This is a genomic window from Streptomyces sp. NPDC042100 (assembly GCF_055582325.1).
This window is the reverse complement of the sequence record NZ_JBVJDK010000013.1, coordinates 125,098-143,352: the sequence shown is the minus strand read 5'-3', so window position 1 is coordinate 143,352 and position 18,255 is coordinate 125,098. Positions and strand designations below refer to the sequence as shown.

Here is an 18,255-nt window from a genome sequence, read left to right as displayed (position 1 = left end):
CCCATGTCCAACGTTTCCCCCACCGGCCCCCAGATGGCCGCGAGCCCCCTCACCCGGGCCGTCCTCGAGATCGACGAGTACGCCTCGGGCCTCGGCTGGGACCGGCCGGCCCGGCTCTTCGCCCTGGTCGACACCGCCCGGCTGCGCGCCCGGGAGCCCTCGCTCGCCTCCCAGCTCGGGCTCGCCGCCGAGTCCGCCGGCTACACCCCGATCGAGCAGGACGAGGTGCCGTCCTCCGTGCCGCTCGACAAGTTCCTCGGCACCGTCGTCTGGCCCGACGCGGTCGCCGGCTGCGCGCTGACCGTGGAGCGGATGATGCTGCCGCCGTCCGCCGAGGCCGCCGTGCCCAAGGACCTGGGCGGCGCCGCGCTCGCCAAGTGGGTGGCCCGGCACCCGGACCGCCAGGAGGTCCGGATGACCGTGGCCGTGCTGCGCGACGGCACGCGCGAGGCGGCGATCCGGCTGCGCGAGAAGGACGCGGCCACGGAGGTGCTCACCGGGCCCGACCTGGTGCCCGGCCTCGCCGAGGCGCTGGCGGCGACCTTCGTCTCCTGAGGTCAGCCCTTGGAGCAGCTGGGCAGGGACGCGGTGTCGCCCTTGCGCAGCAGCTCCAGGGACTTCGTCGCGTCGTCGATGGTGTTCACCTTGATCAGGGTGAGCCCGTCGGGCGTGTCGGCGGCGGCCGCGGCGCAGTTGTCCGCCGGGGTGAGGAAGTACTCGGCGCCCGCGTCGCGCGCGCCGACCAGCTTCATCTCGATGCCGCCGATCGGGCCGACCTTGCCCTTGTCGTCGATGGTGCCGGTGCCGGCGATGAACTTGCCGCCGGTGATCGACTCCGGGCTGAGCTTGGCGATGATGCCGAGCGCGAACATCAGCCCGGCGCTGGGACCGCCGACGTCGGCCAGCTTGATGTCGATGGTGAACGGGAAGACGTGGTCGGTGCCGGCCTGGATGCCGACGATGGCCCGGTCGCCCTCTTCCGACTTGGTGGTGGTGAGTACCACCTTCTCGGTCGTCGTCGCGTCCCGGTGGGCCTTCTCGGCGGCCGCCGCCTCCTTGGCGGGGACGATCGTGAACTCGACGTCCTGGCCGGGCTTGCGCTTGGTGACCAGCTTGGCGACGTCGCCGGGCTCCTTGACGGCCACGCCGTCCACCGCGCGGATCACGTCGCCGGCGTGCAGCCTGCCCTCGGCGGGGGTGTCCTTGACGACGGTGGCGACGACGACCCGGGTGGTCACCGGGATGCCCAGCTCCGTGAGGGCGGCGACCTTGGCGCTCTCCTGCGACTGGCTGAACTCCTCGGCGTTCTCCTGGCTCGACTGCTCCTCGGTCTTCCCGTCCGGGTAGAGCGTGTCGTGCGGGACGACGACGCTGTCGTGGGCGAGCCAGCCGTAGACCGCCTCGACGGCGTTCATCTTGTAGTCCGCGCCGGTGACGCGCACCGTCGTCATGTTGAGGTGGCCGTCGGTCGGGTAGGTCTTGCGACCCGAGATCTGCAGGACCGGCTCTCCACGGGCCTCGCCGAGGGTGTTCACCGTCGGGCCGGGGCTCATCTCCGAGTACGGCACCGGGATGAGGACGCCCACGCAGAGCAGCGTGATCAGGACCAGGGTGGAGGCGAGCATCGTCGCGGTGCGGCGTGGCATGGAACGACAGTACGGGACCAGGCTGTGAGTGCGCCTTCGGGGCTCAGCCGGTGGTGGTGCCCGTGGCGGGGGTCGGAGCGGCGGCCGCGGGAGCCGTCTCGTGCTCCGGGCGGGAGGAAGCGGAGGCGGGGAGATGGGACCGCTCCATGGCGTCCCTGAAGCGCGCGTAGCCCGCGAGCTCGGCGACGTCTCCTATGGTCTTGTTGCGTGAAGCCCAGCTTCCCCATATCGCCGCGCCGACGACTGCGAAAAGCGGAATCAGCAACCAGGCGAGCGCTGCCATCCCGACCTCCCATCCCCAGTGGTCCCCAGTGAGTTGATCAGCAGATTATTCATCCGTGGGACCAACGCTCACGCCTGGGGGACGGTTACGCAAATCGGGGCGTTCGGCTACGTGTCGTCGGCGTGGCTCCTTGCGTCCGCGCCGTCACCCCTCGTGCTCGCGGGCCCGCTCAGCAGGCACCCACCCATTCCTCGGTGCCGTCCGAGAAGGTCTGGTGCTTCCAGATCGGGACCTCGTGCTTGAGGTCGTCGATGAGCTTGCGGCAGGCCGCGAAGGCCTCCGCGCGGTGCGGGCAGGAGACGGCGACGACGACCGCGATGTCACCCACACGGAGGTCACCCACCCGGTGGACGGCGGCCAGCGCGCGCACCGGGTAGTCGGCCACGACCTTCTCGGCGACCCGGCGCAGCTCCGCGGCGGCGGAGGGGTGGCAGGAGTAGCCGAGGCCGTCCACGTCGGCGCCGCCGTCGTGATTGCGGACCGTGCCCACGAAGAGCGTCATGCCGCCGGCGGCGTCGTCGCCGACCGCGCGGAAGACCTCGTCGACCGAGAGCTCCGTGTCGCGGATCGCCAGGAGCCGGATCGGGTCGTCCGCGCCCAGCTCGCCGGGGTGGTCGCTCGGGACGTCGTGCGTGTGTGCCATGCCGTCCATCGTGCCGCACGGGCCGGACGACGCGGAATAGCGTTTTCGCCCGGTCGCGCCGCGCCTCCCTAGGAGGGTCCTACAGGAGCCCCTCCCGCGCGGGCCCGGGGGCGCCTACAGCCCGCGCCGCTTCCGCATCTGCCGGACCAGGGCCGCCGTGCCCAGCAGCGCCACCGTGGCGCCGGCCGCGCCCGCCGCCGTCGCGTCCTTGCGCCCGAGCCGGCGCCCGGCGACGGTGTGCCGGCCCTGCACCTCCTCCAGGAGCGCGGCCAGCACCTCCTCGTTGGTCCAGCGCGGCCGCCAGCCCGCGTCGTGCAGCCGCCCGACGCTGACCACCCAGGGGTGCATGGTGTACGCCAGGTCGCCCGCCGGGGACGGGGTGAGCCCGATCCGGTGCAGCCGGGCCGCGGCGCCCAGGGCGACGGCCGAGGGCAGCTCCATGCGCCGGATCCCCGACAGCTCCTCGACCTCCTCCTGCTCCAGCCAGCCCTCGCAGCCGACCGCGAACTCCCCCTCCACCTTCTCCAGGGCCGCGTACTCCAGCGCGCTGACCAGATCGTCGACGTGGCAGAACTGCCAGGTCGGCCGGGACCCGGCCACCACCAGCAGCCGGGGTGACTCGAAGTAGCGGGTCAGCGCCGTGTCCGTACCGCCGATCAGCACGGCGGGCCGCACCACGGTCACGTGCAGTCCGGGGTGCGCGCGGGGCGCGCGGCGGCCGAGGCGCTCGATCTCCAGGAGGTCGCCGACACCGGTGGCCTCGGCGGTGGCGCGCAGCTCGGCGTCCTCGGACAGCGGGATGTCGTTGTCGGGGAGCGCCCCGTAGACCATGGTGGAGGTGCAGAGCACCACCCGGTGCACCCCGGCCGCCGCCGCGGCCGTCAGCACCGTCTGGGTGCCGCGCACGTTGTAGGCGCTCCGGGCGGCCGGATCCGTCTCCAGGTCGAGGTCGACGGCCAGGTGCACGACCACGTCGGCGCCGCGCAGCTTCTCCGCGATGGCCGGATCGCGCACGTCGAGGATGTGCCACTGCGCCTCGGAGACCTCGCCCCGGCGCTCGTCGATGGCGATGACCTGCTTGATCTCCTCGGACGCGGCGAGGCGCCTGGTCAGGAGGTCGCCGACGCCTGTCGCGGCACCGGTGACCGCGACGACGGGCCCGCGCGCGGCGGACCTGGCCGAGTGGTTTCGCGCTGCGCGAACCTGAGGATCTGGGGAACTCACCGGGCGTCTCCAGCGGTTGTCTTCAGTACGTACCCGAATGACGCGTACGTACCAGGTGGCGTCCATCCTGCCGCAGCCCACGGCCCGGCGGAGCATCGAGCCCGGATCCGGCACGGATGTCTACGCTGGTGGTGTGGAGTCGGGGAGGCGAGCCGAGCCGAGAATCCGCCGTCGGACGTGAACCGGCGGCCCTACGAGCCGAGGAAACCTGTGAGTGACACCCCATTCGGATTCGGCCTTCCGCCGGAGGAGCCGGAGAACGGCGACGAGGGCAAGAAGAAGGACCCCGCCGGAGGTGGCCAGGGGTCCGGTGGCCAGGGCGGAAACCCGTTCGGTTTCGGCGGGCTGCCCGGCATGGGCGGCGCGGGCGGGGACAACCCGTTCGCCGCGATGTTCGGGTCGCTGAACCCCCAGGACCTGGGCGCGGCCTTCCAGCAGCTCGGCCAGATGCTCAGCTACGAGGGCGGTCCGGTCAACTGGGACATGGCCAAGCAGATCGCGCGCCAGGTGGTCGCGCAGGGCACCCCCGACGGCGTCAAGGACGCCAGCGTCGGCCCGTCCGAGAAGGCGGCGGTCGAGGAGGCGGTGCGCCTGGCCGACCTGTGGCTGGACCAGGCGACCTCGCTGCCCTCGGGCGCGAACACGGCGGTGGCCTGGAGCCGGGCCGAGTGGGTCGAGGCGACCCTGCCGGCCTGGCAGCAGCTCGTCGACCCGGTCGCCGAGCGGGTCGGCACGGCCATGGGCGACGTGCTCCCGCAGGAGATGCAGGCCATGGCGGGCCCGCTGATCGGCATGATGCGCTCCATGGGCGGCGCCATGTTCGGCCAGCAGATCGGGCAGGCCGTGGGCGCGCTCGCGGGCGAGGTCGTCGGCTCGACGGACGTCGGGCTGCCCCTCGGCCCGGCCGGCCGCGCGGCGCTGCTCCCGCTGAACGTCGAGGCCTTCGGCAAGGACCTCGGCGTCCCGGCCGAGGAGGTCCGGCTCTACCTGGCCCTGCGCGAGGCCGCCCACCAGCGTCTCTTCGCGCACGTGCCGTGGCTGCGCTCGCACCTGTTCGGCGCGGTCGAGGGCTACGCGCGCGGGATCAAGGTGGACACCTCGAAGCTGGAGGAGGCGGTGGGCCAGCTCGACCCGACCCACCCCGAGCAGCTGCAGGAGGCGCTCCAGCAGGGCATGTTCCAGCCGGAGGACACCCCGGAGCAGAAGGCGGCCCTGGCGCGCCTGGAGACGGCGCTGGCGCTGGTCGAGGGCTGGGTGGACGCGGTGGTCCACGAGGCCGCGAAGTCGCGCCTGACCTCGGCGGACGCGCTGCGCGAGACGCTGCGCCGGCGCCGGGCGACGGGCGGCCCGGCGGAGCAGACCTTCGCGACCCTGATCGGCCTGGAGCTGCGTCCGCGCAGACTGCGGGACGCGGCGCGGCTGTGGGCCTCGCTCACGGACGCGCGCGGGACGGACGGCCGGGACGCGCTGTGGGAGCACCCGGACATGCTGCCGACGGCGACCGACCTGGACGACCCGGACGGTTTCGTGCACCGCGAGCACCTGGACTTCTCCGAGCTGGACAAGATGCTCGGCGAGGCCGCGAAGGGTGACGGCGACGAGGGCAAGGGCGAGGGCGACGGCAAGGGCGGTCCGGCGGAGTGAGCCTGTACGACGACGCGGTCCTCGTCCTGAAGGGGTACGAGGACCAGCCGGAGCTCCGTGACGTCTATCTGGCGCATCTGGCGGAGCACCCGGACGGGATGTACAAGCCGTGCACGGCGGGGCACCTCACCAGCAGCGCGCTGGTGGTCGACCCCTCGCGCGGGCGGGTGCTGCTGACCCTGCACAAGAAGCTGAACATGTGGCTCCAGATGGGCGGCCACTGCGAGCAGGGCGACCCGACGGTCGAGGCGGCGGCGCTGCGCGAGGGGACCGAGGAGTCGGGCATCGCGGGGCTGACGCTGCTGCCGGGCGGCCCGGTGCGGCTGGACCGGCACCCGATCCCGGCGCCGTGCCACTGGCACCTGGACGTGCAGTACGCGGCGCTGGCCCCGGCGGGCGCGGAGGCGGCGATCAGCGACGAGTCGCTGGACCTGCGCTGGTTCGCGTACGACGAGGTGGCGGAGGTGGCGGACACCTCCGTGGTGCGGCTGCTGGAGAGCTCGCTGCGACGGCTGTGACACGGGCATACGGGTAGACGGGTAAGGGGCGGTCGCCGTGGCGACCGCCCCTTACCCGTCTGCGTCCGTGCCTCAGCTCCAGGCGTTGTTCTGGTTCTGCCCGTGGGCGCCGTGCTGGCCGACGCCGTACTGGGCGGCGAGGCCCTGGCCGACGGCGGCGTGCTGCGGCGGCATGACCTCGCTCGGCTGGACCAGGGCGAAGCCCTGGCCGAGGAAGCTGAGCTCCCAGCCCTCGCCGGTGCCGGCGCGGCGGCGCCGGACGCCCGAGTTGTGGGTCTGCGCCTGCATCTGGACGCGCAGCCCGGTGGACCAGGCGACGATCGCGTCGGCGTCGACGCTGACGTACTTGTCGGGCGTGACCAGCATCATCAGCGGCTGGCCGGAGGTCATCAGGGCGACCTTGCCTCGGCCGGAGATGTTCAGCTGGTACTTGCCGGTGCCGGAGACGCCGTACTGGCTGTCGACGGCGATGACCTCGGTGTGCAGCGTGGAGTCCAGCGCGAGGACGTACGAGCTGTCGACGGTGAGGCCCTCCTGCTCGACCTCCACCACGTGGATGTCCTGGGCGAGGTTGGCGAAGTAGACCGTGCCCTGGCCGGAGCAGCGCATGAGGTCGAGTCCCTCACCGGTGCGGGCGCGGGCCCGGCGCTGGCCGGAGGACTGGTACTCGCCGTCGAAGTCGACGAGCCCCTGGTAGGCGACCATCGCCCCCTTGCGGGCCAGGATGTCGTCCTGGCCGCCGAGGGTGACCCGCAGGAGCTGCGGGTTCTGGACGACGTACCGTTCCTGGCTCTGCTGTTCGGCGTGGTTGAAAAGCGGGCTCTGCATGGTGTTTTCTCGCTCCCCCTCAGCCCCGGATCCGCATCCGGTCGGTGCTGTCCTCGCTCGGCTGTACGACGACGATCCCCTGGCCCGAGAAGGCCATCTGGTAGGCCTCGCCGCTGCCCCGCCCGATGAGGGAGGAGGCCTTGAAGCTGCGCTTGCCCTTGACCTTGAGCGCGGGCGACCAGGCGACGAGCGCGTCCGGGTCGACGTAGGTCTCGTCCTCGCCGCGCCCGCAGTCGACGACGACCGGCGTCCCGCGCGAGGTGAGCGCGACCCAGCCGGTGCCGGCGACCTGGACGTTGAAGAGGCCCTGGCCGGCGAACTTGGCGAGGCCCTTGACCCGCTCGACGCCCCACTGGAGGTGGGCGTCGAAGGCGAGCAGGTTGCTGCCGTTCACCGACAGCGCCTCGCCGTTGAGGTTGATGACGACGACGTCGGCGCCGTAGTCGGCGAGGTAGAGCAGTCCGTCGCCGGAGCACTTCATGACGGGGGCGCCCTCGCCGGTGAGCCACTGCGAGGCGACCTGGCGGACGGCGGGCGGGTTGGGCTCGTAGGTGATGAAGCCCTCGTAGGCGACCATCGAGCCGCTGCGCGCGTAGAGGTCCTGGCCGGTGGCCATGGCGACCTTGAGCATGGAGCGCCCGTGGTTCTCCATGCGGGCCGTGACGGGGGTCGGGGCGTAGCCCGCGAGTTGCTGGTTCATGGTTCCGGGCTCCCTCAGACCTCGTAGGGCTGGACGACGATGAAGTTGCCGGGGGCGCCCCGGAACTGCAGGTTCACGGTCTCCCCGCTGTGTCCGGGGTACGCGTTGCGGCGCAGCCGGACCTGGCTGGAGAGGATGACCTGGGAGGCGGCCGACCAGGCGACGACGGCGTTGCAGTCGGCGAAGGTGGTCGGCGTGACGGGCAGCACGACGGGGACGCCGTGGGTCTTCACGACGACGGTGCCGGTGCCCTGGAACTGCATGGTGAACAGGGCACCGCCGGGGATGCCGTGGCCCTCGATGCGGCGGACCTCGTGGTGGAGCGACTCGTCGAAGGCGAGGACGTTCTCGGCGGAGACGCAGATGCCGTCGCCCTGGAGCTCGATCGGGTGCAGGTGGGCGCCGTTCTCGGCGAGGAAGACCTGGCCTCGGCCGGTGCAGCGCATCAGCTGCATCTCCTGGCCGGTGGCGTTGCCGACGATCCGGCCGGCGAAGCCGGCGCCCTTGTAGCCGAAGTCGACCTTGCCCTGGTACATGACCATGGAGCCCTGGCGGGCCAGCACGGGGGCGCCGCCCATGGCGAGGTCCACCCGCATGAGCTGCTGGTTCTGCGGGGTCCAGCGGGCGCCGGTCGCGGCCTCCTTGTACGGCGCGAGCGCGGCGGCGAGCCCGGCGCCGGTGGCGGGGGCGCCCTGGGGGACGCCCGGCTGCGGGGCGAACTGCCCGGGGACCTGGCCGAACTGCGGCTGCCCGTAGGGAGCGGGGGCCGGCTGGCCGTAACCGGGCGGCGGGGTCTGGCCGGGGACCTGCCCGTACGGGGCGGAGGGCTGCGGCGGCTGCCCGTACGGCGCGGGGGCCGGGGCGGGCGGAGCGGGCGGGGCCGGGGCGGGCGCGGGGGACGCCAGCGGGGCGACCATCGTCGGCGCGGTGTGCACCGGGGCGGGCGCGGGTGCCGGGGCGGGCGGCTGCGGGGCCCCGAAGGAGGGCGCGGGGGCCGGGGCCGGAGGCGCGGCGGGGACGCCGAAGGCGGGCGGGGCGGCGGCCTGCGCGGGCGGGGCGAAACCGGGGGTGCCGGCCGGGGCCTGCGGCGCGGCGGGCTCCTCCTCGGCGACCTCGCCGCCGAAGTTCCTCAGCAGCGCTTCCAGGCCACCGTCGAAGCCCTGGCCGACGGCGGCGAAGCGCCAGACGTCCTTCAGGTAGAAGTCGCCGAGCATGACCGCGCGTTCGGTGGAGAACTCCGCGCCGGTGAAGGCGTAGCGCGCGACCTCCTCGCCGCCCGCGACGATCCGGATCCAGCCGGGGCCGACCTGCGACATCTGTCCGGCGCCGTCGATGGTGGCGGTGAAGGACAGCTTGTGGATGTGCGCGGGCACCCGGTCGAGGGTGACGCGGAAGGACTCGGTGTCGCCGGCCTGGGGGCCGAGCAGCTGGAGAGACTCCTCGGGCGACTTCGGCTGGTTGAAGAAGACGAAGTACCGGTCGTCGGAGAGCCGCTCGTCCGCGTCGAGGCCGAAGCAGCTGATGTCGAAGCTCAGACCGGGCGCCGCGATCTGCACGCCCACGTACAGATCGGTGCCCGCCGTGAGATCACTGATCTTGGCCTTGTGGCCGCGTTGGAATTCCCTGGCCATATGTGACGACCGTCCCCCATCCCGATGCACGATTGCGTCGCGCCAGGCTAACGGCTCACCACGACATCCGGCCAAGCCCGAACGCATTCGGTACAGAACCGGAGCACTTCCGGAATCACTCCTCGGGAGCGGCCGGCAGGTGCGGCAGCCGGCCCGCGGCCACCACGCCCTCCAGATAGCCACGGGCCCGCTCGGTGCGCGGATACGCCTCCAGGAGGCGCCAGAAGCGGGGTCCGTGACCGGGCACGAGGAGGTGGGCCAGTTCGTGGCAGAGGACGTAGTCGACGACGTACTCGGGCATCCCCTGGAGCCGGTGGGAGAGCCGGATGCTGCCCTCGGAGGGGGTGCAGGAGCCCCAGCGGGTGTTCTGGTTGGTGACCCAGCGGACGGAGCTGGGGCGGGCCCGGCCGCCGAAGTACTGCTCGGCGAGGCGCTCGGCGCGCTCGGTCAGCTCGCGGTCGCCGAGGACGCCTCGGCTCTCCTGGGCCGCCAGCTTGTCCAGCATGACGGTGACCCAGCGCTGCTCCTCGGCCTCCGACATCCGGGCCGGGATGAGCACGATGGTCCGGTCGCCCTCGCGGTACGCGGAGACGGTACGGCTCCGGCGCGAGCTTCTGCGGACCTCGACCGCGCTCGTCCCGGAACCGCGGGGCGGATCGCTCGTCACGCTGCGCTGTGGGTCGGCCGGCACCTGCCCGACGTTACCCGCTGGCGGCGCGGGAAGTCCCGCACCATTCAAATGATTAATGCCACGAGCCTGTGGACAACTTTCCGCGCCGGTCGCGCCGCCGGGGCAATCTGACATCGGAGCCGAAAGGCCCGGCAGGACGAAGAAAGATCATTAAGGGATTCTCGGAGGGGGCGGGGCCATGCATCCGATGGTCAAACCGGCGTTGCGGCGCGCCTGGCGCGATCTGCGGTACGTGCAGTTCGGGGTGACGCCCGCGCACGCGGTCGTCCTCGGGCCCGTGGACATGACGACCGGCAGCCTGATCGGGCTGTTCGACGGGACACGCGGGATGGAGCTGCTGCGGGCGGAGGCGCGGGCCCTGGGGCTGTCCGAGGGGCATCTGGAAGCGCTGCTCGGGCGGCTGGCGGCGGCGGGGCTGGTCGCCGACGCCGCGCTCCAGCGGGCGGACCCGGCGCTCGACCCGGTGCGGGCGGACCTGGCCTCGCTCTCCGTCGTGCACCGCGCCCCGGACGGCGCGGCCCGGGCGCTGGCGGCGCGGCGGGCGCTGCGGGTGCGGGTCAGGGGCGCCGGGCGGGTCGGCGCGGCGGTGGCGGCGCTGCTGTCGGCGGCGGGGGTGGGCCGGGTGGAGGTGCTGGACGGGGGCACGGTCACGCCCTGGGAGGTGTCCCCGGGCGGGATGCCGGCCGAGGCGGTCGGCGAGCGGCGCGCGGTGGCGGCCCGGCGGCTGGTGGGCCGCTCGGCACCGGGCGGGCGGGTGCCCCGGGAGCCTCGTACCGGACCGGGTGACGGGGGCGGCGAGCCGGGGCTCTCACTCGTGGTGGTGACCCCCCGGGACGGCCTCGGGGCCTATGTGCCGGACCCGCTGCCGGCCGAGGACTGGATCGCCACCGGCACCCCCCATCTGTACGCGGGCGTCCTGGAGGCGACGGGGGTGGTGGGCCCGCTGGTGCTGCCGGGCGCCACCGCCTGCGCGGGCTGCGGGCAGCGGGAGCGGTGCGAGCGGGAGCCGGTCTGGCCCCGGCTGCCCGCGCAGTGGCGGTCCGGGGCTCCGCATCCGCTGCCCGCCTGCGACGTGGCGCTGGCCTCGGCGGTCGCGGGCCTCGCGGCGGCGCACGCCCTGGCGTTCCTGGACGGGGACCCGCCGTCGAGCACCGGGACCCGCTGGGAGGTGTCGCTGCCGTCGCTGGAGTGGCGCGCGGAGCGGCTGCGGGCCCATCCGGAGTGCCCCTGCGGGGCCTGGCGCGCACGGAGGGCGGAGCCTTCCTCGGCGGCGGGGAGGGCGCAGGACACAATGGCGGGATAGGGCCTGCCCGGCACGGCAGTCTGGGACTTGGAGGGCGCAATGTCTGATCTTCCCCGGAAGGCGGTCACCAGGACCGCCAAGTTGGCCGCGTTGCCCCTGGGCTTCGCGGGCCGGGCCACCTGGGGGCTGGGCAAGAGGATCGGCGGGAAGTCGGCGGAGCTCGTCGCGCGGGAGCTCCAGCAGCGCACGGCCGAGCAGTTGTTCAAGGTGCTCGGGGAGCTCAAGGGCGGGGCGATGAAGTTCGGGCAGGCGCTGTCCGTCTTCGAGTCGGCGCTGCCGGAGGAGGTCGCGGGCCCCTACCGGGCGGCGCTGACCAGGCTCCAGGAGGCGGCGCCGCCGATGCCGGCCCGGACGGTGCACGCGGTGCTCGCGGAGCGGCTCGGCGAGGGGTGGCGGGAGCTGTTCCTGGAGTTCGAGGAGAAGCCGTCGGCGGCGGCCTCGATCGGGCAGGTGCACCGGGCGGTGTGGCACGACGGGCGCGAGGTCGCGGTCAAGGTGCAGTATCCGGGCGCGGGGGACGCGCTGCTGTCGGACCTGACCCAGCTCAGCCGCTTCGCCCGGCTGCTCGGCCCGCTGATCCCGGGCATGGACATCAAGCCGCTGATCACGGAGCTGCGCGACCGGGTCGCGGAGGAGCTGGACTACGGGCTGGAGGCCGCGGCGCAGCGGGCGCACGCGGCGGAGTTCGCGGACGACCCGGACGTGGTGGTCCCGGCGGTGGTCCACCAGTCGGAGCAGGTCCTGGTGACGGAGTGGATGGACGGGCTCCCGCTGTCGGAGGTGATCGCGGACGGCACCCCGGAGCAGCGGGACCGGGCCGGGCAGCTGCTGGCCCGCTTCCTCTTCTCCGGTCCCGCGCGCACGGGCCTGCTGCACGCCGATCCGCACCCGGGGAACTTCCGCCTGCTGCCCGGTCCAGCGGACCCGGGCGACGGCGACGGCGACGGCGACGGCGACGGCGACGGAGGCGACGGCTCGGGCGGCAGGGACGGGGCCGGCGGGCCCGGGAGCTGGCGGCTGGGGGTGCTGGACTTCGGCACGGTGGACCGGCTGCCGGGCGGGCTGCCGGAGACGATCGGGACCTGTCTGCGGATGACCCTGGCCGGCGACGCCGAGACGGTCTACCGGCTGCTGTGCGAGGAGGGCTTCGTGAAGGAGTCCATCGCGCTCGACCCGGACGCGGTCCTGGAGTACCTGCTGCCGATCATCGAGCCGGCCGAGGCTGAGTCCTTCGTCTTCACCCGGGGCTGGATGCGCGCCCAGGCCGCGCGGATCGCCGATCCCCGCTCCCCCGCCCACCAGTTGGGCAAGCAGCTCAATCTGCCGCCCGCCTATCTGCTGATACACCGCGTGACGCTGAGCACGATCGGGGTGCTGTGCCAGCTGAACGCGACGGTCCGGCTGCGGGACGAGCTGACGGCGTGGCTGCCCGGCTTCGCGGAGGCGGAGGCGGAGCGGGAGGAGACCGAGGGGTAGGGGTCACCACCAGGCGGAGTCCAGGCGGCCCTCGATGGACCTGATGTTGGCCCGGGCGCACTCCTCGCAGAAGTACTGGCGGGTGCCGTTCTCCACCGAGCAGGTCCAGGTCAGCGGCAGCTCCCGGGCCGTCCTGCCGCAGCGGGCGCACACGTACGGGGCCTCGGGGGTGGGGGCGTCGTTCACCTTCGTGACGATAACCCGACGAGCGGCCTTCGGCGGGGCAACGCACCGCGGGGGCCGGTCCGTTCGGACCGGCCCCCGCGGGAGGTGATACCTGACAGTGCCAGGTCAGTGCATGACGGCCATGGCGAGCGCGCGGCGAGCGCGCATGGACACGCGCTCGGCGCGCCGCTGCATCCGTCTGGCGGCGACCAGGCGCACGGCCTGGCGTTCCGCGTCGACTTCGCGCAGGCGGTCGTGCATATGGGCACGGGCCAGGGCTTCTGGGATGAGTTGCATCTCACGGGTCCTGTTCTGACGCGAGCGGTTCGCGCCGATGATGGAAACGTCTGGGGTCGCGGAGCCGGAGGGCTCGTGGGCGGGCGAGGTCATCGGGGCCTGCTTCTGGGGATCGTGCGTGAGGGGGCGGTCGATGGTTCCGGTGACGTTCATGCCGCGACCGGGTTCTTGCGCGGACGGCCACGGGGCCGCTTGCGGGCGACGACCACGCCCTGGACGAAGAGCTCGCCACCCCAGACACCCCAGGGCTCGCGACGCTCCTTGGCACCCGCGAGGCAGGCCGCCATCAGCGGGCAGGTCCGGCAGAGCGACTTGGCGTACTCGACATCGGCCGGGGACTCGGCGAAGAAGACCTCGGGGTCGAAGGAGCGGCAGGGGACGGGCACGCCGAGGTTCTCGATGGCGTCGTCGAGCGCGGTGAGCGCGGTGAGGGGGGTCAAGGTGGAGTCCTCCGTGAGGCCGGGCGGGGGGATCGTTTCGGAAGGCGGTACGGACGGGGCGTGCGCTTCGAGTTGCACGGGTGTCTTTTCCTCGTCTGTCGTTCCGGCCGGTGGGCCGGGATCTCTGCTGGTACCGGTTGCTACTGGTCCCGAGGCCCCTTCGGTCCGTCGTCCCCGTTCGGGGACAAACAGAAGGGCCGCGGATCCCGGGTGGGGTTCCGCGGCCCTGAAGGCGCCGGCCTGATCGAAGATCAGGCTGGATCACTCCAGGGTTCGAGCCCACGGAAGGCCCACATCAGGTGGTGCTGCGTCGTCTGCTGCGTCGTCTCGAAACCGGCACCGGTCGCCGCAAAGCCATAAACCATGGCCTTGCCCGCTACTCCTGCTTCCAGTGCCTTGGTCGGTCGCTCATTGGTCTCCGGCCGCTCGACCAGCAGGGCGGTCATGCCGAGAACGGGCATACCGGTGCCAGGGAGAGAGCTGCCCAGGAGAGCCGAGGTCGCGAAGGACGCCGAGGCCGAAGCCGAGACAGACACGGACGCGTCGACGATCGAGCCGAGAGCGCAGGCGGAGACGACCGAGCGATCGGTCATTTTGGCGGTGCTGGTCTTGATGTTCTCGATGATGCTGATCACTGGAATCGCCTCCTCTCGGCGTCTCGGAGGGCTCGGGGTGAGCCGGACCCTCATGTTCATTTGGACAAGTACAGCACGAAGACAGGGCTTCGAAGAAGCCGCTGTTTCCGTGGTTAAGAACCTATGGGGCTTGACGGGGCGGGCGCAAACTATTTTTCCGACGAGTTTTCCTCAGGTCTCGTCGTCGCTTCCTCCACGGTCCTCACCTGCGCAGATGGCGAGAACGTCGGCCCCGAAGCGGCCGAGCTTGCGGACGCCCACCCCGGGGATCGCGGCGAGCTCCCCGTCGGACTCCGGGACCCGCTCGGCGATCGCCATGAGCGTCTTGTCGGTGAACACGCAATAGGCCGGCTGGCCCAGCAGGCCGGCCTGTCCGGCCCGCCAGTCGCGCAGCCGCTCGTACAGCCCCTCGTCCATGTCGGACGGGCAGTCCTCGCAGCGCATCAGCTTCATCTCGCCGGCGTCCGTGAGGGTGGTCCCGCAGACCCGGCAGCGGGCCGGACCGCGCCGCCCGCGCCGCTCGGGGCGGCCCCCGGCGGCGCCGCGCTCGATCCCGCCGCCGCCTCCCGCCCCGGCCGTCCCGCGCGCCCCGGTGCCGGGCCGCAGGCCGGTCAGGAAGCGGGTGGGGCGCCGGGAGGCGCGGCCCCCCGGGGAGCGGGAGAGCGCCCAGGAGAGCGTCAGGTGGACCCGGGCCCGGGTCACGCCCACGTAGAGCAGCCGGCGCTCCTCCTCGACCTGCTCGTCGGTCTTGGCGTAGGTGATCGGCATCATGCCCTCGGCGAGGCCGACCAGGAAGACGGCGTCCCACTCCAGGCCCTTGGCGGCGTGCAGCGAGGCCAGCGTGACGCCCTGGACGGTGGGCGCGTGCTGGGCGGCGGCCCGCTCGTCGAGCTCGGCGACCAGGTCGGAGAGGGTGGCGCCGGGCCGGGCCCGGGAGAAGTCCTCGGCGAGCCGGACCAGCGCGGCCAACGACTCCCAGCGGTCCCGGACCGCGCCGGAGCCGGTCGGCGGGCGCTCGGTCCAGCCGGTGCTGGAGAGCACCGCGCGGACCTGGGCGGGCAGGTCGTCGACGTCGTCGAGGAGCGCGTCGTTCCCCCCGGCGCGGGCGGCGCCGCGCAGGGCGACGCCCGCCTTGCGGACCTCCTCGCGGTCGAAGAAGCGCTCGGCGCCCCGCAGCTGGTAGGGGACGCCGGCGTCGGCCAGGGCCTGCTCGTAGACCTCGGACTGCGCGTTGATCCGGTAGAGCACGGCGATCTCGCCGGCCGGGACGCCGGCGGCGATCAGGTCCCGGATCCGGCGGGCGGTGCCCTCCGCCTCGGCGGGCTCGTCCCCGTACTCCGCGTAGCGGGGCTCGGGGCCCGGGTCGCGCTGGGAGACCAGCTCCAGGCGGTGCTCGGCGGCCCGGCCGCGGGCCTGGCCGAGCAGCCCGTTGGCCAGGTGGACGACCTGGGGGGTGGAGCGGTAGTCGCGGACCAGCTTGACGACCGTCGCCTCCGGGTGGCGGACCCGGAAGTTCAGCAGGTGGTCGGGGGTGGCGCCGGTGAAGGAGTAGATGGTCTGGCTGGCGTCGCCCACCACGCACAGGGTGTCGCGGTCCCCGAGCCACAGGTCGAGCAGGCGCTGCTGGAGCGGCGAGACGTCCTGGTACTCGTCCACCACGAAGTGCTGGTACTGGCGGCGGATCTGGTCGGCGATGTCGTGCCGGTCCTGGAGGATGGCGACGGTGAGCAGCAGCACGTCCTCGAAGTCGATGACGTCCCGGTCGCGCTTGAGCTGCTCGTACATCGCGTAGACCTGGCTGATCTCGGCGGGGTCGCGCGGGGCCTCGCGGACCGACTTGGCGACGGCGGCCGGATAGTCGGCGGGGACGGTCTGGGTGACCTTGGCCCATTCGATCTCGCTGGTGACGTCCCGCAGCTCGTTGCGGTCGAGGCGGATCCGGCAGCGGGCGGCGGCGTCGGCGACGAGCGGGACCTTGCGCTCCAGCAGCCGGGGCAGCTCGCCGCCGACCGCCTTCGGCCAGAAGTACTGGAGCTGGCGGAGGGCGGCGGAGTGGAAGGTGCGGGCCTGGACGCCGCCCGCGCCGAGCTGGCGGAGCCGGCCGCGCATCTCGCCTGCGGCGCGGTTGGTGAAGGTGACGGCGAGCACGCTCGCGGGCGCCAGGATGCCCGCCCTGACCCCGTAGGCGATGCGGTGGGTGATGGCGCGGGTCTTGCCCGTGCCCGCTCCGGCCAGCACGCACACCGGTCCGTGCAGGGCCAGGGCGACCTCGCGCTGCTCGGGGTCGAGCCCGTCGAGCACCGCGTCGGGCGTCTCGGGGACCCGCGGGAAGAGAGTGGGGGGCGTTGCTGCTGTCACTCCGCCATGCTGCCAGGTCCCGTCGGCGCGTGCGGCGGCTCGTCCACAGGGATGTGGCGCCGGTCATATGAACGACGAAGGGGGCCGGATCCGGGAATGGCCGGGTCACCGCGTACGTTCTTCCCTCGGACCCGACCGCGAGAAGAGGAGCGCCAGGCCATGCAGGGCACTGTGACGATGTACAGCACGACGTGGTGCGGCTACTGCCGCCGGCTGAAGAGCCAGATGGACCGCGAGGGCATCGCGTACACGGAGATCAACATCGAGCAGGACCCGGACTCGGCCGCGTTCGTCGAGAAGGCCAACGGCGGCAACCAGACCGTCCCGACCGTCCTCTTCCCGGACGGCTCGACCCTGACGAACCCGTCGCTCGCCCAGGTCAAGCAGAAGATCGGCGCCTGAGCCCGGCCGAGGCCCGCTGGGCCCCGCCGTGCGTGCGGACCGGCCCCCGCTCCGGCGGGGGCCTTCGTCGTACCCGGCCCGGGTACCGGGGTCCCGTGCCGGGTACCGGGGTCCCGTCCCGGCGCCCGGAGCGGGTCAGTCGGTGTCCGTCGCCGCCAGCACGGCGAGGTCCCGTCCGTCCGCAGTCAGGGCGGCCACTCCGATGTCCCAGGCCACGAGGTGGTACCAGGGCGTGGCCGCCTGGAAGACGTACCAGGTGCAGCTCCGCACCCGCGCCTCCACCTCGGCAAAGGGGGCGTCGGGCGCACAGCCCGCGAGCGCGCCGAGGGACCGCCAGGCCGACAGGCGCCCGTAGGCGCCGTGCTCGCCCCAGTTGTAGGCCCCGCCGCCGGACGCGGCGGCGAAGAGGATTCCCCAGACGGCCGTCAGCGGGCGTTCGACGACCGTCGCCGGCTCTTCCCGGTACGGCTCCGCCAGGCAGCGCAGGTGCAGCTCCGTGAGCGCGCGGGGCACGGAACGGGGGTCCAGTGGCGTGTCGAACACGAAGGTCCTCGCCTCGGTCCGCCCGTTGGACTCCTCGCACCAGTTGGCCACCGCCGCCGCCATCCGGGCCGAGACCTCCTCCGTGGTCGTCTCGACCGCGGAGGGGAGGAGTTCCGGGCCGGTGGTCCCGGTGCCGGAGAGGGGACGCAGCCACGGCAGCGAAGCGGAGCCCGAGCCGATCGCGTAGCGAGGCAGGGGCGGACTCGCCTCCGCCTCCACCGCGGTCGGCGGCAGCCAGCTCAGCGGATGCCGGGCCATGGACGGCGAGGCCGCCCACCGGGCGAGCCCGGGCACCTGGTCCAGGTCCGTGCCGCGGAGGGCGAGCTCATGGAGCAGGCAGGCGCGGAGTTCCTCCGGCTCCGGTGCGGGGGCGTCGTCACGGAAGACCTCGGCCAGATGCGACACGGGCTGGTTCGAGGCGAGCATCGAGGCGGTGAACCGGTCCAGTCCGGTAACCCCCCGTGCGGCGAGCAGCCGCGGCAGGTGCCGGACGTTCTCCGCTGCGGGACGGAGCGCGAGCCCGTCGAGGAGATGCCCGAAGACCTCGGTGTACTGGACCGCCGGGTCGGATTCGGAGAGGCAGCGCCTGATCAGGGCGATCCCGAGGTCCGCCACGAAAGCGGCGTCCCCCTCCTCCAGCCGGCGGTCGATCAGCCGATTCACGTCGTCGATGTCGTCCAGTTCCGGCAGCTCGGCCACGATCTTCGCTATTCGATCTTGTTCCACGAGCCCGAGCGTAGGAGGGGTCGAGGCCGCCGGGAGAGAGTCCTTGGTCCCCGGAAAACCGGGACCCGGCGGGACCCGACGAGGCAACGAGGCCCGAGGAGG

The 18,255-nt window shown here is 73.1% G+C and carries 20 protein-coding genes; 6 read left to right on the top strand and 14 right to left on the bottom strand.

Features of this window, described 5'->3' with window-relative positions; genetic code table 11:
• Positions 1-3 precede the first annotated feature (3 nt).
• A complete protein-coding gene (locus ACZ6J5_RS27560; RefSeq protein ID WP_469395924.1) occupies positions 4-555 on the top strand; it encodes a PPA1309 family protein in 552 nt (183 codons plus the stop codon).
• A gap of 2 nt (positions 556-557) precedes the next feature.
• Here ACZ6J5_RS27560 and ACZ6J5_RS27555 read toward each other — a convergent pair whose 3' ends face one another.
• The 4 genes from ACZ6J5_RS27555 to ACZ6J5_RS27540 form a co-directional block, all read right to left on the bottom strand.
• A complete protein-coding gene (locus ACZ6J5_RS27555; protein ID WP_469395922.1) occupies positions 558-1,646 on the bottom strand; it encodes a YlbL family protein in 1,089 nt (362 codons plus the stop codon).
• A 43-nt stretch (positions 1,647-1,689) separates the two neighbouring features.
• A complete protein-coding gene (locus tag ACZ6J5_RS27550) occupies positions 1,690-1,929 on the bottom strand; it encodes a hypothetical protein (protein WP_469396084.1) in 240 nt (79 codons plus the stop codon).
• A 169-nt stretch (positions 1,930-2,098) separates the two neighbouring features.
• Positions 2,099-2,572 carry a molybdenum cofactor biosynthesis protein MoaE gene (locus ACZ6J5_RS27545; protein WP_469395920.1) on the bottom strand — a complete coding sequence of 158 codons (474 nt, stop codon included), beginning with the start codon at positions 2,570-2,572 and terminating at the stop codon, positions 2,099-2,101.
• 114 nt (positions 2,573-2,686) lie between these two features.
• Positions 2,687-3,796 carry an SDR family oxidoreductase gene (locus ACZ6J5_RS27540; RefSeq protein ID WP_469395918.1) on the bottom strand — a complete coding sequence of 370 codons (1,110 nt, stop codon included), beginning with the start codon at positions 3,794-3,796 and terminating at the stop codon, positions 2,687-2,689.
• Between the two features lie 210 nt (positions 3,797-4,006).
• Here ACZ6J5_RS27540 and ACZ6J5_RS27535 point away from each other — a divergent pair, with 210 nt between their 5' ends.
• Both ACZ6J5_RS27535 and ACZ6J5_RS27530 read left to right on the top strand, forming a co-directional pair.
• Positions 4,007-5,440, top strand: coding sequence for a zinc-dependent metalloprotease (locus ACZ6J5_RS27535; protein ID WP_469395916.1), 1,434 nt, complete (start codon positions 4,007-4,009; stop codon positions 5,438-5,440).
• Positions 5,437-5,958 carry an NUDIX hydrolase gene (locus tag ACZ6J5_RS27530; RefSeq protein WP_469395914.1) on the top strand — a complete coding sequence of 174 codons (522 nt, stop codon included), beginning with the start codon at positions 5,437-5,439 and terminating at the stop codon, positions 5,956-5,958. The genes ACZ6J5_RS27535 and ACZ6J5_RS27530 overlap by 4 nt, the downstream gene beginning before the upstream one ends.
• A 72-nt stretch (positions 5,959-6,030) precedes the next feature.
• Here ACZ6J5_RS27530 and ACZ6J5_RS27525 read toward each other — a convergent pair whose 3' ends face one another.
• From ACZ6J5_RS27525 to ACZ6J5_RS27510, 4 genes are all read right to left on the bottom strand, one after another.
• Positions 6,031-6,786, bottom strand: coding sequence for an AIM24 family protein (locus ACZ6J5_RS27525; RefSeq protein ID WP_469395913.1), 756 nt, complete (start codon positions 6,784-6,786; stop codon positions 6,031-6,033).
• Positions 6,787-6,805: 19 nt separating this feature from the next.
• Complete coding sequence (locus ACZ6J5_RS27520; RefSeq protein WP_469395912.1) at positions 6,806-7,486, bottom strand: AIM24 family protein; 681 nt, start codon at positions 7,484-7,486, stop codon at positions 6,806-6,808.
• 14 nt (positions 7,487-7,500) lie between these two features.
• Entirely contained in the window at positions 7,501-9,117 is a 1,617-nt protein-coding gene (locus ACZ6J5_RS27515; protein ID WP_469395910.1) for a TerD family protein, read from the bottom strand.
• A gap of 115 nt (positions 9,118-9,232) precedes the next feature.
• Positions 9,233-9,808 (bottom strand): M48 metallopeptidase family protein, encoded by a 576-nt coding sequence (locus ACZ6J5_RS27510; RefSeq protein WP_469395908.1) that lies wholly within the window; start codon positions 9,806-9,808, stop codon positions 9,233-9,235.
• 178 nt (positions 9,809-9,986) lie between these two features.
• On the opposite strand from ACZ6J5_RS27510, the gene ACZ6J5_RS27505 reads away from it, so the two are divergent.
• Positions 9,987-11,111 carry a TOMM precursor leader peptide-binding protein gene (locus tag ACZ6J5_RS27505; RefSeq protein ID WP_469395906.1) on the top strand — a complete coding sequence of 375 codons (1,125 nt, stop codon included), beginning with the start codon at positions 9,987-9,989 and terminating at the stop codon, positions 11,109-11,111.
• 39 nt (positions 11,112-11,150) lie between these two features.
• Positions 11,151-12,587: an ABC1 kinase family protein gene (locus ACZ6J5_RS27500; RefSeq protein ID WP_469395905.1), complete on the top strand. Its 1,437-nt coding sequence runs from the start codon at positions 11,151-11,153 to the stop codon at positions 12,585-12,587.
• Positions 12,588-12,590: 3 nt separating this feature from the next.
• On the opposite strand, the gene ACZ6J5_RS27495 is transcribed toward ACZ6J5_RS27500, so the two are convergent.
• The 5 genes from ACZ6J5_RS27495 to ACZ6J5_RS27475 all read right to left on the bottom strand — a co-directional run bounded on the left by ACZ6J5_RS27495 (position 12,591) and on the right by ACZ6J5_RS27475 (position 16,482).
• Complete coding sequence (locus ACZ6J5_RS27495) at positions 12,591-12,773, bottom strand: hypothetical protein (RefSeq protein ID WP_469395903.1); 183 nt, start codon at positions 12,771-12,773, stop codon at positions 12,591-12,593.
• A 105-nt stretch (positions 12,774-12,878) separates the two neighbouring features.
• Positions 12,879-13,202, bottom strand: coding sequence for a hypothetical protein (locus ACZ6J5_RS27490; protein ID WP_469395901.1), 324 nt, complete (start codon positions 13,200-13,202; stop codon positions 12,879-12,881).
• Positions 13,199-13,567 carry a WhiB family transcriptional regulator gene (locus tag ACZ6J5_RS27485; RefSeq protein WP_351667912.1) on the bottom strand — a complete coding sequence of 123 codons (369 nt, stop codon included), beginning with the start codon at positions 13,565-13,567 and terminating at the stop codon, positions 13,199-13,201. Before ACZ6J5_RS27485 ends, ACZ6J5_RS27490 begins: the two co-directional genes overlap by 4 nt.
• 173 nt (positions 13,568-13,740) lie before the next feature.
• The gene (locus ACZ6J5_RS27480; RefSeq protein WP_469395899.1) at positions 13,741-14,124 is read right to left on the bottom strand and encodes a hypothetical protein; all 384 of its coding nucleotides are present in this window, start codon (positions 14,122-14,124) and stop codon (positions 13,741-13,743) included.
• Between the two features lie 171 nt (positions 14,125-14,295).
• A complete protein-coding gene (locus tag ACZ6J5_RS27475; protein WP_469395898.1) occupies positions 14,296-16,482 on the bottom strand; it encodes an ATP-dependent DNA helicase UvrD2 in 2,187 nt (728 codons plus the stop codon).
• A gap of 159 nt (positions 16,483-16,641) precedes the next feature.
• Here ACZ6J5_RS27475 and ACZ6J5_RS27470 point away from each other — a divergent pair, with 159 nt between their 5' ends.
• Positions 16,642-16,884 (top strand): mycoredoxin, encoded by a 243-nt coding sequence (locus ACZ6J5_RS27470; RefSeq protein WP_062752343.1) that lies wholly within the window; start codon positions 16,642-16,644, stop codon positions 16,882-16,884.
• A gap of 135 nt (positions 16,885-17,019) precedes the next feature.
• Here ACZ6J5_RS27470 and ACZ6J5_RS27465 read toward each other — a convergent pair whose 3' ends face one another.
• Entirely contained in the window at positions 17,020-18,153 is a 1,134-nt protein-coding gene (locus ACZ6J5_RS27465; RefSeq protein WP_469395895.1) for a DUF6183 family protein, read from the bottom strand.
• Between the last annotated feature and the right edge of the window lie 102 nt (positions 18,154-18,255).

What these genes read in the sequence shown, in the direction of transcription:
- ACZ6J5_RS27560 (WP_469395924.1), top strand. Translation starts at nt 4, where the DNA reads ATGTCCAACGTTTCCCCCACCGGCCCCCAGATGGCCGCGAGCCCCCTC.
- ACZ6J5_RS27555 (WP_469395922.1), bottom strand. Translation starts at nt 1,646, where the DNA reads ATGCCACGCCGCACCGCGACGATGCTCGCCTCCACCCTGGTCCTGATC.
- ACZ6J5_RS27550 (WP_469396084.1), bottom strand. Translation starts at nt 1,929, where the DNA reads ATGGCAGCGCTCGCCTGGTTGCTGATTCCGCTTTTCGCAGTCGTCGGC.
- ACZ6J5_RS27545 (WP_469395920.1), bottom strand. Translation starts at nt 2,572, where the DNA reads ATGGCACACACGCACGACGTCCCGAGCGACCACCCCGGCGAGCTGGGC.
- ACZ6J5_RS27525 (WP_469395913.1), bottom strand. Translation starts at nt 6,786, where the DNA reads ATGCAGAGCCCGCTTTTCAACCACGCCGAACAGCAGAGCCAGGAACGG.
- ACZ6J5_RS27520 (WP_469395912.1), bottom strand. Translation starts at nt 7,486, where the DNA reads ATGAACCAGCAACTCGCGGGCTACGCCCCGACCCCCGTCACGGCCCGC.
- ACZ6J5_RS27515 (WP_469395910.1), bottom strand. Translation starts at nt 9,117, where the DNA reads ATGGCCAGGGAATTCCAACGCGGCCACAAGGCCAAGATCAGTGATCTC.
- ACZ6J5_RS27505 (WP_469395906.1), top strand. Translation starts at nt 9,987, where the DNA reads ATGCATCCGATGGTCAAACCGGCGTTGCGGCGCGCCTGGCGCGATCTG.
- ACZ6J5_RS27500 (WP_469395905.1), top strand. Translation starts at nt 11,151, where the DNA reads ATGTCTGATCTTCCCCGGAAGGCGGTCACCAGGACCGCCAAGTTGGCC.
- ACZ6J5_RS27490 (WP_469395901.1), bottom strand. Translation starts at nt 13,202, where the DNA reads ATGAACGTCACCGGAACCATCGACCGCCCCCTCACGCACGATCCCCAG.
- ACZ6J5_RS27470 (WP_062752343.1), top strand. Translation starts at nt 16,642, where the DNA reads ATGCAGGGCACTGTGACGATGTACAGCACGACGTGGTGCGGCTACTGC.